The sequence below is a fragment of the Corynebacterium mycetoides genome, assembly GCF_900103625.1.
In the GTDB taxonomy this organism is placed as follows: domain Bacteria; phylum Actinomycetota; class Actinomycetes; order Mycobacteriales; family Mycobacteriaceae; genus Corynebacterium; species Corynebacterium mycetoides.
The window spans coordinates 330,477-345,969 of the sequence record NZ_LT629700.1; the positions used below are offsets into that span (position 1 = coordinate 330,477).

Sequence of the window (15,493 nt, forward strand, 5' to 3'; positions counted from 1 at the left end):
TTGCTACGGTGCCGCCCGACCACGGAAGCGACGAAAGGACATTCGTGACCGAAACAGGTAACGCCGCCCAGGGTCGGCCGGACCTCGCCTCCCTCAAGCTCCCCGAGCTGCGCAAGATGGCCGCGGAGATGGGGTTGAAGGGCATCTCCGGACTGCGCAAGGGCGACCTGATCCAGGCTATTACCACTGGTGAGCTGCCACCTCGGGCAGCGGCGGCCGAGGGAGAGACGAGCGCGCCGCGCCGCCGCGCCACCCGCCGTTCGGACGCTGCCTCCGCACAGGAATCGGCGCAGGAATCGGCCGAGGAATCGGCGCAGGGCCGCGGCCAGGATGACGGTACCTCCTCCGCGCCGGACACGGCCGACGTGTCCATGAAGTCGGACAAGGAAACCGGCGGCGCACCCGAGAGTTCGAGTGATGAACAGCGTGATGAGCAGCGCTACGAGTCCCGCTCGGCCGCCCGCCGCGCGCGCCGCAACCGCGCGCGCAACAGCAGCTCCGACGGCTCGGGGGACAGCGGGGACAATGGGGCCAACGGGGCCAACGTGGACGCCGCCCCGCGTTCGGGAAACCAGGGCGAGCCTGAGAATACCCAGAACACAGAGCGCACCGGCGAGGACCGCACCGGCAACAACGAGCAGCGCGGCAACCGGAACAACGGTGACAAGCGGGACAACCGGGACAACCGGGATAACCTGGACAACCGGGATAACGACGACAACGGCGACAACCGAGACAACGGCGGCAACAGGGACAACCGGGACAGCGACGACCACGGCGACAACCGCCGCGGGCGCCGCAACCGGCGCAACCGGAACCGCAACGGCCGCGACAACAACCGCGATAACCGTGACAACAACCGCGACAACAACCGCGGCGGCCGTGACAACAACCGCGACAACAACCGGGACAACAACCGGGACAACAACCAGAACCAGGACCTCAACCCGGAGGACCTGCAGGAAGTCGCCGGGATTGTCGACGTGGTGGACAACAACACCGCCTTCATCCGCACCACGGGCTACCGCGCCAACCAGGCCGACGTGTTCGTCCACAACCGGCTCGTGCGGCAAAACGGCCTGCGTTCCGGCGACGCCGTGATTGGCCAGGTCCGTGCCAACGGCCAGAGCCACTCCCACGGCAACGGACGCAACCGCCAGCGCTACAACCAGCTTGTGCGCGTCGATTCCGTCAACGCCATGAGCCCGGAGAACGCGAAGCAGCGCAAGGAGTTCCACAAGCTCACCCCGCTGTACCCGAACCAGCGCCTGCGTTTAGAGACGGAGCCGAACATCCTGACCACGCGCGTGATCGACCTGGTCATGCCGCTGGGTAAGGGCCAGCGCGCGCTGATCGTCTCCCCGCCCAAGGCCGGCAAGACGACGATTCTGCAGAACATCGCGAACGCGATTGCCACGAACAACCCGGAGTGCTACCTCATGGTCGTGCTTGTCGACGAGCGCCCCGAGGAAGTCACCGACATGCAGCGCTCGGTTAAGGGCGAGGTGATTTCCTCGACGTTCGACCGCCCGCCGTCAGAGCACACCGCCGTGGCGGAGCTGGCGATCGAGCGCGCGAAGCGCCTGGTGGAGATGGGCCAGGACGTCGTGGTCCTGCTCGACTCGATCACCCGCCTGGGCCGCGCGTACAACAACTCCTCGCCGGCGTCGGGGCGCATCCTCTCCGGCGGCGTGGACTCCAACGCGCTGTACCCGCCGAAGCGCTTCCTGGGCGCCGCCCGCAACATTGAGGAAGGCGGCTCGCTGACGATCATCGCCACCGCCATGGTGGAGACCGGCTCGGCCGGCGACACCGTGATCTTCGAGGAGTTCAAGGGCACCGGCAACGCCGAGCTCAAGCTCGACCGCAAGATCGCGGAGCGCCGCGTGTTCCCGGCCGTGGACGTCAACCCCTCGGGCACCCGCAAGGACGAGCTGCTGCTCGCGCCGGAGGAGGCCCGCATCATGCACAAGCTGCGCCGCATCCTGTCCGCGCTCGATCCGCAGCAGTCCATTGACATGCTGATCAAGCAGCTGAAGAAGACGAAGTCGAACGGCGAGTTCCTCATGGGTGTCGCGCAGTCGGCCCCGATGGCGGCCGATCAGTCCGAGGAGGAGTACCTCTGATGGCGGGCGATGTTTCGATCGTTGACGACTACGTCTCCGAGTACGAGGGCATCCAGGCCCAGATGGGCGACCCGGATGTGGCCGGCGACGCGGAGCAGTTCCGCAAGTTGTCGAAGCGCTACGCCGAGCTCCAGCCCATCATCAACGTGTACAACCAGCTCAGCGAGGTCCGAGAGAACTACGAGGCGGCCTCCGAGATGGCGCACGAGGACAAGGAGTTCGCCGAGGAGGCGGCCCGCCTCGAGGGTGACATTGCGCGCCTGGAGGAGGAGCTGGCGGACCTGCTCGCCCCGCGCGACGAGCACGACGGCGATGACATCATCATGGAGATCAAGGCCGGCGCCGGCGGCGAGGAGGCGGCACTGTTCGCGGGCGACCTCGCGCGCATGTACCAGAAGTACTGCGAGAAGCACGGCCTGACCTGGGAGGTCCTGGACATCGCCGAGTCGGATCTCGGCGGCGCGAAGGACATGACGGTGGCGGTGAAGTCCAAGACGCCGTCGCGCGACGGCGCGTGGTCCAAGCTGAAGTTCGAGGGCGGGGTCCACCGCGTCCAGCGCGTGCCCGTCACGGAGTCGCAGGGCCGCATCCAGACCTCGGCGGCGGGCGTGTACGTCTTCCCTGAGGCCGAGGAGGTCGCGTCCGTGGACATCGACGAGAAGGACTTGCGTATCGACGTCTACCGCTCCTCCGGCAAGGGCGGCCAGGGCGTCAACACCACCGACTCCGCGGTGCGCATCACGCACCTGCCGACAAATATCGTTGTGACCTGCCAGAACGAGCGCTCCCAGATCCAGAACCGCGCGCGTGCGATGCAGGTGCTCCAGGCCCGCCTGGACCAGCTGGAGCGCGAAAAGGCGGAGGCCGAGGCGGCCGAGGGTCGCGCGTCCCAGGTGCGCACGATGGACCGCTCCGAGCGCATCCGCACGTACAACTGGCCAGAGAACCGCATCTCGGACCACCGGATCAACTACAAGTCGAACAACCTCGACTCGGTGCTCGACGGCAACATGGACGACCTCATCGCCGCCCTGCAGAAGCACGAGCGCCAGGAGCGCCTTGAGGCCGAATAAGACCCGGCACCTTGTCGCCCGCGCCGCCGAGATTCTCCGCGACGCGGGCGTCGACACGCCCGAGGTCGACGCCCGCGAGCTGGCGGCTTTTCTTCTCGACGTCGCGCCGCTCGCCGTCTTCGCCACCGATCCGCCGGAGGGTTTCGAGGCCGATTACGCCGCGGCCGTCGCCCGACGTGCCACCCGCGAGCCGCTGCAGCACATCACCGGCGCAGCCTATTTCGGCCCGCTCGAGCTGTCGGTGGGCCCGGGGGTGTTCGTGCCGCGCCCCGAGACGGAGGTTCTCGCGGATTGGGCGGTGCGCGTGCTCGAGGGCGTCGACAAGCCCATCGTGGTTGATCTGGGGACCGGGTCGGGGGCACTCGCCATCTTCATCGCGCACGCGCGTGCCGACGCCTCCGTGACCGCCGTCGACCTGTCACCCGCCGCGCGCCGGTACGCGGCGTCCAACGCCGTGCGCAACGGCGTGGGTCTCACGGTGGTCGAAGGCGACATGACCGACCCCGGCCTGCTGGCGCACCTGTCGGGGACCGTGAACCTCGTGGTGGCCAATCCGCCGTATGTGCCCGAAACGCCGGACCTGAGTCCGGAGGTGTACTTCGACCCGCACGAGGCAGTGTTCTCCGGGGCGGACGGGATGGAAGCGATCCGCGGGCTCGTGCCCGTTGCCGCGCGCCTCCTGGCTCCCGGGGGCCGTCTCGGCATCGAGCACGACGACTCCACCTCGCGTGCTGTGGCGGACGAGGTTCGCGCGCACGGGGCTTTTGGCCCGCCGGATGTGCTCGACGACCTCACCGGCAGGGCGCGGTTTGTCACCGCGAGTAAAGTGAACCGGTAACCGCGCCCGGTATCGTGCTCGAAGTTAAGGAGATTCATGGCCAGCACAACGTATGACTGCCTCGCCGACGAGGGTCGAGCAGAAGGAATCGCAGCCGCCGTCGACGCCATCCGCGCCGGCCAGTGCGTCGTGCTGCCCACCGACACCGTCTACGGCATCGGCTGCGACGCCTTCAACAACGACGCTGTGGCCAAGCTACTGGCCACCAAGCGCCGGGGCCCCGACATGCCGGTTCCCGTGCTCGTCGGGTCGTGGAGCACCATCCAGGGGCTTGTCCGCGAGTTCTCCGACACCGCGAAGACGCTCGTGGAGGCCTTTTGGCCCGGCGGGCTGTCGATCGTGGTGCCCGAGGCGCCGTCGCTGCCGTGGAACCTCGGCGACACCCGCGGCACCGTGTTGCTGCGCATGCCGAACCAGCCGTTGGCCATCGAGCTGCTGCGCGAAGTCGGGCCGATGGCGGTGTCGTCCGCGAACCTGACCGGCCACGAGCCCCCGGTGACAACCTCGGCCGCCCGGCAGCAGTTCGGCAACGCCGTCCCCATCTACCTGGACGGGGGCAGGGCGACGGTGGGGGAGCCGTCGACCATCATCGACATCTCCGGACCGGCTCCCGTGATCCTGCGCGAGGGCGCAGTCCCCGCCGAGCGCATCGGTGAAGTCCTCGGACTTGACGCGGAGAGCTTGCGGAGGAAGTAGATGTCGGGAGCGGGTGTGCCGCTGCGCGAGCTGGGGCTGGTGCTGCTCGTCGCGGCCGCGATCACGTACCTCTCCACCGGCCTGGTGCGCTCACTGCTCGTGCGCACGGGGCGCGTGGCGGAGATCCGCCAGCGCGACGTGCACACCCAGCCCACGCCGTCGCTCGGCGGGGTCGCGATGTTCACCGGCTTCGGCTCCGCAGTCTTCCTGGCCCAGCAGCTGCCGGCGCTCACGCGCGGCTTCGCCCCCGTCACCCCGGAGATGACGGCGGTGGTGGCCGGCGCGTTCGCCATCGTCGTGGCGGGGGTGATCGATGACCTCTACGAGCTCGGCGCGATGACCAAGCTCATTGCCCAGTTCTTCGCGGCCACCCTCATGAGCCTGCTCGGCCTGGTGTTCACCGTGTTCTACCTGCCCGGCGGGGGAGGCACGACGCTCATCTTCGACCAGGTGCAGGGGGTGGTGGTCAGCTCGGTGTTCACGGTGCTGCTCATCAACGCGATCAACTTCGTCGACGGCATCGATGGCCTCGCCGCCGGGCTGGGGATGATTGCCGGAGGGGCGATTCTGCTGTTTTCCCTCACGGTCCTGCACGACCAGGGCGGGGCCGTTTCCGCCTACCCGCCCGCGATTATCTGCGCGGCGCTGGTGGGGATCTGCGGCGGCTTCTTGCCGCACAACTTCGAACCCGCCCGCATTTTCATGGGGGATTCCGGGGCGATGCTCATCGGGCTTCTGCTCGCGGCGGCCTCCATCTCCGCCTCCGGCAAGATCAACATGTCCCTCTACGGGGCGGCTGATTTCGTGGCGCTGATCAGCCCGATCGTCGTGGTGCTGGCGGCGGTCGCGCTCCCGGTGCTCGATCTCATCTGGGCGGTGGTGCGGCGCACCGCGCGCGGACAGAGCCCGTTCGCCGCCGACGCCGGGCACATCCACCACCGCCTGCTGCGGTTGGGGCACACGCACCGCCGCACCGTGCTCGTGCTCTACCTGTGGGTCTCCGCCGTCGCCTTCGGCGCGGTGAGTTTTTCCATCTTCCCCGTGACCTGGGCTGCCGGGTTCACCGTCGTGGCCCTCGTCGGGGCGGCGGCGCTCACGGCGGTGCCGCTGGTGAGAGGCACGATCGGACCCGGGGCGCACTAGCGCGGACGCAGCAGCGCGGGCAGGGAATCAGTGTCCCTGCCCGCGCTGAGTACGAGCCGAGTACTAGCTATTTACTAAAAGAGTGTTCCTTAGGAGAGGAACAGATCCTCGACCGGAGTCTCACCGTCGTTAAACTCGAAGACCCTGTTCAGCCGGGCGGCTCCACCTGCGGGGCCATGCTCGACGGCCGCAGCAATCATCGCGGCGACGTTGCCGCGGCTCGTCTCCTCAGCGGAGTTCGACGTAACGTCCACCTTGCCCGTGCCCTCGTCATCGTTCAACGTGCTGGGGCGCAGCAGCGTGTAGCTCAGCACGGAATTCTCCAGGTGGGCGTCCGCCTCGGACTTCGCCTCCGCGTAGGTGTAGAGCGCGTGGTCCTCGGACAATCCGTGGTTGGGGCCGGCGCCGAAGAAGGAGACCATCACGTAATGGCGGACACCCGCCTCGACGGCGGCATCCATGGAGCGGATCGCCGCGTCGCGGTCCACCGCCATCGTGCGCTTGGGGTCGCCCCCGCCCGCACCCGCGGACCACACGAGCGTGTCGACGCCGCGGGAGCGCAGCAGCCCCTCAATGTCCGACTGCTCGGCTGCCTCGATATCAAACACCACCGGGGTGGCGCCGTCCGCCTCGACGTCGCTTGCGTGGTCGGGGTTGCGGATGATGCCGACAACCTCGATGCCCTGCTTGGCGATCCTCGGGATGGCGAGACGGGCGACCTTGCCGTGGGCGCCGATAACAGCGACAGTGCCGGCGGGCACAGTCTGATTCGTGTTTTCCGGAACAACTTCATTATTTGGCGTAGTTATAACGTCCTCCTGTCTCGTGTTTACGTTGTGCCAGCCAGGGTAGGCCTCGTTGTGGACGCGTGCAACGATGCTCCCGAGTGCTAGACAGTGCTCGCCAGTGCTCGTCAGTACTCGTGGTTCCTCATCACAGGGGCCCGGCGGTAAGGTGTGCGACTGTGAACACTTCCTCGAACCCTTCCTCGCGGGACGACGCGCGGGATGACGACGGACGCGGCGCCACGGGGGCGTCGACAAGCGGCGGCGAGCTGGTGGCCGCCGACACCACCGACTTCGACGACCCGCGCCGCCCCCTGATCCGGGCGCTGCGCCTCGGCGGCTGGATCTTGGTGGGCCTGACGGTGGTCTCGCTGATGGGGTGGGGGGCCGCGCGCGGTCTTCCGGGGCTGTGGGCGGTCCTGCTCGGCGCGGTTATCGGCGGGGGGTTCGTGCTCCTGACAGCCGCCTCGGTGCTGGCGACGTCGGGCACCTCGCCGTCGACGACCATGGCGATCGTGCTGGGCGGGTGGCTGGTCAAGATGGTGATCTTGATCATCGTCCTGCTGCTCATCCGCGACATGCAGTTCTACGACCACACGGCCTTCGGCGTCACCGCGATCCTCGCGCTCGTGGTCGTGCTCGCCGCGGAGGCGTGGGGCGTGATCACCTCGCGTGTGAGCTACATCGGCGGCTGAAGCGGGGAGGGGGCGAAACGCTCACCCCCTGACACGCCGGAACGGCCGTCGACCTGTTAGGCTATCCGCTGGGTTTGCTTGAGGTAGCTTTTGGCCTGCTTGCGAGTCGGCGTTGAACTGCCTTAAAAAACATCCCCTGTCCCGCGGTCGCTGATGTGCGACGGAGTCCGCCGCGGTGACAGTCTTCTTGAAGACGTCCATCGCACCGCATTGCCGTTTACGGAATGCGGCCCGAGAACGGGAGAGAACGCTGAGCGTTACAACTTTGGCCGAGGGCTTTAAGGGGTCATTCCACGCGCCCTCACTTGGTCCAGAATTTTTCCCGGGGCAAACGTACGGCCACATGATTGGCGAGGACTTCGCCAACGGGTGGTTCGCACTCGATCGCATCATGATTGTCCGGCTCTTCGTCGCGGCGATCCTGGTGCTTCTCTTTGTTATTGCTTTTAGGAAGCCTCAGCTGGTTCCTAAGGGTTTGCAGAACTTCGCCGAGATGGGCGTGGACTTCGTGCGCGTCAACATCGCCGAAGACACACTGGGTAAGAAAGATGGGAAGCGTTTCCTTCCGGTCCTCGCCACCATCTTTTTCACGATTCTGTTCATGAACGCGGCCACAATCATCCCGGGGCTCAACATCTCGCCCAACGCCCGCATCGGCATGCCGATCGTGCTGGCGGTTGTCGCCTACATCGCGATGATCTACGCCGGAGTGCAGCGCTACGGCGCGAAGTACTTCAAGCACTCGCTCGTGATTCCCAACCTCCCTCCGCTGCTCCACCTCTTGGTGGTGCCGATCGAGTTCTTCTCGACGTTCGTTCTGCGTCCGGTCACGCTGGCTCTTCGTCTCATGGCGAACTTCCTGGCGGGCCACATCATCCTCGTCCTTCTGTACTCCGCTACCAACTTCTTCTTCTGGCAGCTGAACGCCTGGACGGCGGTGAGTGGCCTGACCCTGATCGCAGCGCTGCTCTTCACCCTGTACGAGTTGATTATCATCTTCCTGCAGGCGTACATCTTCGCTCTTTTGACCGCGGTGTACATCGAGCTTTCGCTGCACGCTGATTCGCACTAACAAAGCGCGAAACCACAGGCCAAACTGAATAACCCCACTCAAATGTCACCTGCCTGACTGCGATAAAACCTCCTCGCAGCAGCGCACCTAGAAAGGGAACGACTTTCACATGAACGAGATCATCCTCGCCCAGGCCGATACCACCACCACCTTCGACGGCCTCCAGTCCATCGGCTACGGCATTGCCACCATCGGCCCGGGCATCGGCATCGGCATGCTCGTTGGCAAGACCGTAGAGGGCATGGCTCGCCAGCCCGAGATGGCCGGCCAGCTGCGCACCACCATGTTCCTGGGTATCGCCTTCGTCGAGGCACTCGCCCTGATCGGCCTCGTTGCCGGCTTCCTGTTCTAAGAGTCGACGAACATATACCCCGTAAACCTTTTAGATCAGGAGCAACCTATGACAAACGTCACTATCTTTAACGTGGCAGCTGAAGGTGCTCTCCCGCTCGAATCCGAGCCGTCCATCCTTCTGCCTCCCATGTACGACGTGGTTTGGTCGTTGGTTGTCTTCGTCGTCGTTTTCCTGCTCTTCTGGAAGTACGTCCTTCCGAAGTTCCAGGAAGTGCTGGCGGAGCGCGAAGACCGAATCAAGGGCGGCATTGAGCGTGCTCAGGTTGCCCAGGCGGAAGCAAAGGCTGCCCTGGAGAAGAACAACGCAGAGCTCGCCGAGGCGCGCGCCGAGGCCGCCGAGATCCGCGAAGCTGCCCGCGCGAAGGGCAAGGAGATCGAGGCGGAGGCACGCGTCAACGCCGAGGCTGAGTCCCGCCGCATCATCGAGGCTGGAGAGAAGCAGCTGCTCGCCTCCCGCGAGCAGGTCGTGTCCGAGCTGCGCAACGAAATGGGCCAGAACTCGATCACTCTCGCCGAGCGCTTGCTCGGCACCGAGCTGTCGGATTCGACCCGTCGTTCCTCCACCATCGACGACTTCCTGTCCACTCTCGACAACGTTTCCACGAGGAAGTAGGCGAGATGAAGGCAGCTAGTCGCGAAGCACAAGAGCAGGTCTCGGGTCAGCTCGACGAGTTGATCCGCAACTCCGACAATTCCGTCGCCACCGCCGCGCAGATCGGCACCGAGCTGTTCCTCGCAGTGGACCAGCTGGACCGGGAGCGCGCGTTGCGTGTCGCCGTTGCGGATCAGTCCCTCGACCCCGCCCAGCGCGAAGGCATCATGAACGACGTGCTCGGCAACAAGGTCGCCGAGCCGACGAAGCAGGTGCTGGCGGAAGCGGCGCGCCACGAGTGGTCCTCCCCGCGCGAACTGCGCCAGGGGCTGGTCAATCTCGGGCGCCGCGCGCTGCTCAACGGCGCGCGGGAGCAAGGGCAGCTGGAGCAGGTCGAAGAAGAGCTCTTCGGCCTGTCCGTGCTGCTGGAGCGCGAGAAAGAGCTGACCCAGCTACTGTCCGACCGCACCGCAACCGCGGACAAGAAGCGCGGGCTGCTGGCTAGCGTGATTTACGGCAAGGTGACGGTGTTCACCGAGGCCTTGGCTTTGCAGGTGATCGGCCGGCCGGTGTCCGGCCCCGTTGACGACCTCGCCGCCGTCGCCACCGAGGTGGCGGAGCTGCGGGGCAAGACGGTCGCGCGCGTCGCAACCGCTGAGGAGCTCAACGACTCTCAGCGCGAGACGCTCGCCGGGAAGCTTGCACAGATTTACGGTCGTGAGATGGCCATCCACTCTGAGGTTGACCCCAGCCTCCTCGGCGGAATGGTTATCCGGGTCGGCGACGAGGTCATCGACGGTTCCACGCGCGGTAAGATCACGCGCATGCGGGCCGACCTCGCCGCCACGACGGCCTACTAGACAATACATATGCTGGAACAATCTACCGAGAGCAGGAAGAACATGGCGGAGCTGACGATCTCCTCCGATGAGATCCGTAGCGCGATAGCGAACTACACCTCGAGCTACTCTGCGGAGGCCTCCCGTGAGGAGGTCGGCGTGGTGACTTCGGCCGCAGACGGCATTGCCCAGGTTTCCGGGCTGCCGGGCTGCATGACGAATGAGCTGCTCGAGTTCCCCAACGGTGTCATCGGCGTTGCACAGAACCTTGAGACCGACTCCATTGGCGTCGTGGTCCTGGGCAATTTCGAAACCCTCACCGAGGGTGACCAAGTCAAAAGGACCGGAGAGGTCCTGTCCATCCCGGTCGGGGAGAACTTCCTCGGCCGAGTCATCAACCCTCTGGGCCAGCCGATCGACGGCCTCGGCCCGATCGAGTCCGACGAGGAGCGCGCGCTGGAGCTCCAGGCCGCCGGCGTTCTCGACCGCCAGCCGGTCGAGGAGCCCATGGCCACCGGCATGAAGGCGATCGACGCCATGACGCCGATCGGCCGCGGCCAGCGCCAGCTCATCATCGGCGACCGCAAGACCGGCAAGACCGCGGTCTGCATCGACACCATCCTCAACCAGAAGGCTTTCTGGGAGACCGGTGACCCGTCGAAGCAGGTGCGTTGCATCTACGTCGCCATCGGCCAGAAGGGCTCGACCATCGCAGGCGTGCGCCGCACCCTTGAGGAGTACGGCGCACTGGAGTACACCACGATCGTCGCCGCACCGGCGTCTGATTCCGCCGGCTTCAAGTGGCTGGCACCGTTCTCCGCCGCCGCGCTGGGCCAGCACTGGATGTACCAGGGCAAGCACGTCCTGGTCATCTACGATGATCTGACCAAACAGGCTGAGGCCTACCGCGCGATTTCGCTGCTCCTGCGCCGCCCACCGGGCCGCGAGGCGTACCCGGGCGACGTGTTCTACCTCCACTCCCGCCTGCTGGAGCGCGCCGCCAAGCTTAACGACGAGCTGGGCGCCGGTTCCCTGACCGCGCTGCCGATCATCGAGACGAAGGCGAACGACGTGTCCGCCTTCATTCCGACGAACGTCATCTCGATCACCGACGGCCAGGTCTTCCTGCAGTCCGACCTGTTCAACCAGGGTGTCCGCCCGGCGATTGACGTCGGTATCTCCGTGTCCCGCGTCGGTGGCGCCGCCCAGACCAAGGGCATGAAGAAGGTTGCGGGCTCCCTGCGTCTCGACCTGGCCGCGTACCGCGACCTCGAGGCCTTCGCCGCGTTCGCTTCCGACCTGGACTCCGCCTCGAAGCGCCAGCTCGAGCGCGGCCAGCGTCTGGTGGAGCTGCTCAAGCAGGCCGAGAACGCCCCGCAGTCGGTGGAGTTCCAGATCATCTCGATCTGGCTCGCCAACGAGGGTGTCTTCGACGTCGTTCCCGTCGAGGACGTCCGCCGTTACGAGGCCGAGCTCCACGAGCACATCCGTGCCACCGCCCCGGAGGTCTACGAGCAGATCGCCGGCGGCGCCGCACTCGATGACACCTCCAAGGAGACCCTGCTGCGCGTCAACCAGGACTTCGCCCGCGGGTTCCAGACCACCGCAGGCGAGCGCGTCGTGCGCGAACCGGAGCCCGACCCGCTCGACGCCTCGGAAGTTAAGAAGCACACGCTCAACGTCAACCGCTCCAAGTAGTCACCCACTTGGATCACTTCTACAAAAGGAAGGGAGGAGAGTAAACCATGGCAACACTTCGCGAATTGCGTGACCGCATCAGGTCCGTCAACTCCACGAAGAAGATCACCAAGGCCCAGGAACTGATCGCGACATCGCAGATCACCAAGGCCCAGCAGCGCGTCGAGGCGGCCAAGCCGTACGCCGACGAGATGCAGAAGGTCATGGAGCGCCTCGCGGCCGCGAGCTCCCTCGACCACCCCATGCTCCACGAGCGTGAGAACGGTCGGGTCGCGGCGATCCTCGTGGTCACCTCTGACCGCGGTATGGCTGGCGGCTACAACCACAACGTTTTGAAGAAGGCCGGCGAGCTCGAGCGCATGCTCGAGGACGCGGGCTACGAGGTGGTTCGCTTCGTCACTGGCGGCAAGGGCGTGACGCATTACCGGTTCCGCTCCCAGGACATCGGCGGGGCGTGGACCGGCTGGTCCCAGAACCCCTCGTGGGAGTCCACCCACGACGTGCGCACCCACATTGTCAACGGCTTCCTCGCGGGTTCCGCGGGGACGGTCAAGTGGCGCGAGGGCGTCAACGCTCCGGAGGGCGAAGCCGTGCGCGGTTTCGACCAGGTGCACGTGGTGTACACCGAATTCGTCTCCATGCTGTCGCAGGAGGCGAGGGTGCACCAGCTGCTTCCGATCGAGCCGGTGCTGGAGGAGTACACCTACGAGCAGGAGGACATGCTGTCGAACTCCGGTGAGGTCGGACCCGACATGGAGTTCGAGCCGGACCCGGACACGCTCATGGAGAGGCTGCTTCCGGCGTACGTCTCCAGGATCTTGTACTCGTTCTTCCTCGAGGCCTCGGCGTCGGAGTCCGCTTCGCGCCGCACCGCCATGAAGAACGCAACCGATAACGCGACGGACCTTGCCAACACCCTGTCCCGTGAGGCTAACCAAGCCCGTCAGGCACAAATCACCCAGGAAATCACCGAGATTATCGGCGGCGCCGGCGCGCTGGCCGATAGTGGAGAAAGTGACTAAATCATGACAACTGCTCTGTCTACTGATGGACGCGATGAGCCGACGGGCGAGGCCGAGAACCAGGCTGTAACCCGCGAGGCCGTGAACACTCAGAACCCGGCGGGTTCCGAGAACGGCCGCATCGTCCGCGTCATCGGCGCGGTCGTCGACGTGGAGTTCCCGCGTGGCGAGCTGCCCGAGCTGTACAACGCACTGCACACCGACATCGAGCTCGGTGAGCTGTCCCGCACCCTGACCCTCGAGGTCGCCCAGTTCCTGGGCGACAACCTGGTGCGCGCCATCGCCATGGCGCCGACCGACGGCCTCGTCCGCGGTGCCCAGGTGCGCGACTCCGGCAACCCGATCTCTGTCCCGGTCGGCGACCAGGTCAAGGGCCACGTGTTCAATGCGCTCGGCGAGTGCCTCGACGACCCGTCCGTGGGCGTCGACGGCGAGCGCTGGGGCATCCACCGCGACCCGCCCGCCTTCAAGGACCTCGAGGGCAAGACCGAGATCCTCGAGACCGGCATCAAGGTCATTGACCTGCTCACCCCGTACGTCAAGGGCGGCAAGATCGGCCTCTTCGGCGGCGCGGGCGTGGGCAAGACGGTGCTCATCCAGGAGATGATCACCCGTATCGCCCGCGAGTTCTCCGGCACCTCCGTGTTCGCGGGCGTCGGCGAGCGCACCCGCGAGGGCACCGACCTCTTCCTCGAGATGGAGGACATGGGCGTTCTCCCCGACACCGCCCTTGTCTTCGGCCAGATGGACGAGCCGCCAGGGGTTCGTATGCGCGTGGCCCTGTCCGGCCTGACCATGGCGGAGTACTTCCGCGACGTCCAGGGCCAGGACGTGCTGCTGTTCATCGACAACATCTTCCGCTTCACCCAGGCGGGCTCCGAGGTGTCGACCCTTCTGGGCCGCATGCCGTCCGCCGTGGGCTACCAGCCGACCCTGGCCGACGAGATGGGTGTGCTCCAGGAGCGCATCACCTCGACCAAGGGCCGTTCGATTACGTCTCTGCAGGCCGTCTACGTGCCCGCCGACGACTACACCGACCCGGCTCCGGCCACCACCTTCGCCCACCTCGACGCGACCACCGAGCTATCCCGCTCGATCGCCTCGAAGGGTATCTACCCCGCCGTGGACCCGCTGACCTCGACCTCGCGCATCCTCGAGCCGAGCATCGTTGGCGAGCGCCACTACGCGGTCGCGCAGAAGGTGATCGGTATCCTGCAGAAGAACAAGGAGCTGCAGGACATCATCGCCATCCTCGGCATGGACGAGCTGTCCGAAGAGGACAAGCTCACCGTTATGCGCGCACGTAAGATCCAGCGCTTCCTCGGCCAGAACTTCTTCGTGGCGAAGAAGTTCACCGGCGACGAGGGTTCCTACGTGCCGCTCGAGGAGACCATCGAGGCCTTCGACCGTCTGGCTGAGGGCGAGTTCGACGCCTACCCGGAGCAGGCGTTCTCGAACCTGGGTGGCCTGGACGACGTCGAGGCAGCGTACAAGAAGCTGCAGGAGAAGTAGGAGGGCCGACATGGCTGAAATCACCGTGCAACTGGTCTCGGTCGACCGCATGATCTGGACCGGCCAGGCCAGCATCGTCACCGCTCAGACCACCGAGGGTGAGATCGGTATTCTGCCGGGCCACGAACCCATCCTCGGCCAGCTCAAGGACAACGGCGTGGTCACGATCAACCCGGTCGACGGGGATCGCATCATCGCCGCGGTCCAGGGCGGTTTCCTCTCCGTGGTGGGCGACAAGGTCACCGTTCTGGCTGACTGGGCGACGCTCGCCAGCGAGGTCAACTCCACCGAAGCGGAGTCCAACGCCAACCAGGACGACGACGAGTTGAGCAAGTGGCGCGGGCAGGCTGAGCTTGCCGCGGTGCGCCGCGCCGGCCGCTAGCCGCCCCGGCAGTCCGCCGAGTTCTGCGCAAGGCAGCACACCCCGAATTCCTCGGGGGCGTGCTGCCTTTGGCGTTTCACGGCGTTAGCCGCTTTCACTGAGTTTCCCAACCGCACCGCAGCGGATACAATTGGCGCAAAGCCCGTCTTCACAGGTAGGAGAAGGAATGCACTACGTCGCTTACGTGTTCGCCGCGTTCGTCGTGGTTGTCTTCGTGGCGGCTGTGTGGCGTTTCGTCGCCGTGCGCAACACCGGCTCGCAGGGGCTGCTCCGGCATTTGCCCGCGTCGGGTGTGCACGGCTGGCGTCACGGGGTATTCCGCTACACCGATGAAAACCTCAAGTTCTACAAACTGCGGTCGCTCGCGTTTCAAAGCGATGTGGTGCTCAGCCGCCGAGGCACCGAAGTCGACGGTTTCCGGGACATCAACGCTGATGAGCGCGAGATCATGCCAGACGTGGACAGGGTGTTGGTGCTCTCGACGCCGAAGGGCGGCTTCGAGTTCGCCAGCGACAAGCGGGCGCGCATGGCGCTCGTGTCGTGGCTGGAATCCGCGCCGAATGAGCGCCAGCTGCGCCGGGTGGCGTCGATAAGCAGGCAGCGGGGCGGCCGCGCACGGTCCGGCCGGTCCTGAACTATTCGGGCGGGCCCGCCGGCGGTACCCTG

At 66.0% G+C, this 15,493-nt stretch carries 16 protein-coding genes; 15 read left to right on the forward strand and 1 reads right to left on the reverse strand.

What is annotated here, in order from left to right; translation table 11 throughout:
- Positions 1–44: 44 nt before the first annotated feature.
- Genes rho through BLS40_RS01705 form a run of 5 tightly spaced genes read left to right on the forward strand, consistent with a single transcriptional unit; the run spans position 45 to position 5,876 of the window.
- The gene (gene rho / locus BLS40_RS01685) at positions 45–2,126 is read left to right on the forward strand and encodes a transcription termination factor Rho (protein WP_092147919.1); all 2,082 of its coding nucleotides are present in this window, start codon (positions 45–47) and stop codon (positions 2,124–2,126) included.
- Positions 2,126–3,199, forward strand: a complete 1,074-nt coding sequence (gene prfA / locus BLS40_RS01690; RefSeq protein ID WP_092147922.1) for a peptide chain release factor 1 — start codon at positions 2,126–2,128, stop codon at positions 3,197–3,199. The genes rho and prfA overlap by 1 nt, the downstream gene beginning before the upstream one ends.
- Positions 3,186–4,037, forward strand: coding sequence for a peptide chain release factor N(5)-glutamine methyltransferase (gene prmC, locus BLS40_RS01695; protein WP_092147925.1), 852 nt, complete (start codon positions 3,186–3,188; stop codon positions 4,035–4,037). The genes prfA and prmC overlap by 14 nt, the downstream gene beginning before the upstream one ends.
- Before the next feature lie 36 nt (positions 4,038–4,073).
- Positions 4,074–4,733, forward strand: coding sequence for an L-threonylcarbamoyladenylate synthase (locus BLS40_RS01700; RefSeq protein WP_092147928.1), 660 nt, complete (start codon positions 4,074–4,076; stop codon positions 4,731–4,733).
- On the forward strand, positions 4,734–5,876 hold the full coding sequence (locus BLS40_RS01705) for an MraY family glycosyltransferase (RefSeq protein ID WP_092147931.1): 1,143 nt from the start codon (positions 4,734–4,736) through the stop codon (positions 5,874–5,876).
- Positions 5,877–5,965: 89 nt separating this feature from the next.
- On the opposite strand, the gene BLS40_RS01710 is transcribed toward BLS40_RS01705, so the two are convergent.
- A complete protein-coding gene (locus tag BLS40_RS01710) occupies positions 5,966–6,637 on the reverse strand; it encodes an SDR family oxidoreductase (RefSeq protein ID WP_092147934.1) in 672 nt (223 codons plus the stop codon).
- A 293-nt stretch (positions 6,638–6,930) separates the two neighbouring features.
- Here BLS40_RS01710 and BLS40_RS01715 point away from each other — a divergent pair, with 293 nt between their 5' ends.
- The 10 genes from BLS40_RS01715 (at position 6,931) to BLS40_RS01760 (ending at position 15,461) form a co-directional block, all read left to right on the forward strand.
- A complete protein-coding gene (locus BLS40_RS01715; protein WP_092152029.1) occupies positions 6,931–7,356 on the forward strand; it encodes a hypothetical protein in 426 nt (141 codons plus the stop codon).
- Between the two features lie 265 nt (positions 7,357–7,621).
- Complete coding sequence (gene atpB, locus BLS40_RS01720; protein ID WP_092147937.1) at positions 7,622–8,428, forward strand: F0F1 ATP synthase subunit A; 807 nt, start codon at positions 7,622–7,624, stop codon at positions 8,426–8,428.
- Between the two features lie 109 nt (positions 8,429–8,537).
- Positions 8,538–8,780 carry an ATP synthase F0 subunit C gene (locus BLS40_RS01725; protein ID WP_092147940.1) on the forward strand — a complete coding sequence of 81 codons (243 nt, stop codon included), beginning with the start codon at positions 8,538–8,540 and terminating at the stop codon, positions 8,778–8,780.
- A 48-nt stretch (positions 8,781–8,828) separates the two neighbouring features.
- Complete coding sequence (locus BLS40_RS01730) at positions 8,829–9,395, forward strand: F0F1 ATP synthase subunit B (protein ID WP_092147943.1); 567 nt, start codon at positions 8,829–8,831, stop codon at positions 9,393–9,395.
- A 5-nt stretch (positions 9,396–9,400) separates the two neighbouring features.
- The gene (locus tag BLS40_RS01735) at positions 9,401–10,234 is read left to right on the forward strand and encodes a F0F1 ATP synthase subunit delta (protein ID WP_092147946.1); all 834 of its coding nucleotides are present in this window, start codon (positions 9,401–9,403) and stop codon (positions 10,232–10,234) included.
- 9 nt (positions 10,235–10,243) lie between these two features.
- Positions 10,244–11,911, forward strand: a complete 1,668-nt coding sequence (gene atpA, locus BLS40_RS01740; protein ID WP_092147949.1) for a F0F1 ATP synthase subunit alpha — start codon at positions 10,244–10,246, stop codon at positions 11,909–11,911.
- A 47-nt stretch (positions 11,912–11,958) separates the two neighbouring features.
- Positions 11,959–12,933, forward strand: coding sequence for a F0F1 ATP synthase subunit gamma (locus tag BLS40_RS01745; protein WP_092147952.1), 975 nt, complete (start codon positions 11,959–11,961; stop codon positions 12,931–12,933).
- Positions 12,934–12,936: 3 nt separating this feature from the next.
- Complete coding sequence (gene atpD, locus BLS40_RS01750; protein WP_231908487.1) at positions 12,937–14,445, forward strand: F0F1 ATP synthase subunit beta; 1,509 nt, start codon at positions 12,937–12,939, stop codon at positions 14,443–14,445.
- A 10-nt stretch (positions 14,446–14,455) separates the two neighbouring features.
- A complete protein-coding gene (locus BLS40_RS01755; protein WP_092147954.1) occupies positions 14,456–14,827 on the forward strand; it encodes a F0F1 ATP synthase subunit epsilon in 372 nt (123 codons plus the stop codon).
- Between the two features lie 166 nt (positions 14,828–14,993).
- A complete protein-coding gene (locus BLS40_RS01760) occupies positions 14,994–15,461 on the forward strand; it encodes a DUF2550 domain-containing protein (protein WP_092147957.1) in 468 nt (155 codons plus the stop codon).
- Positions 15,462–15,493 lie beyond the last annotated feature (32 nt).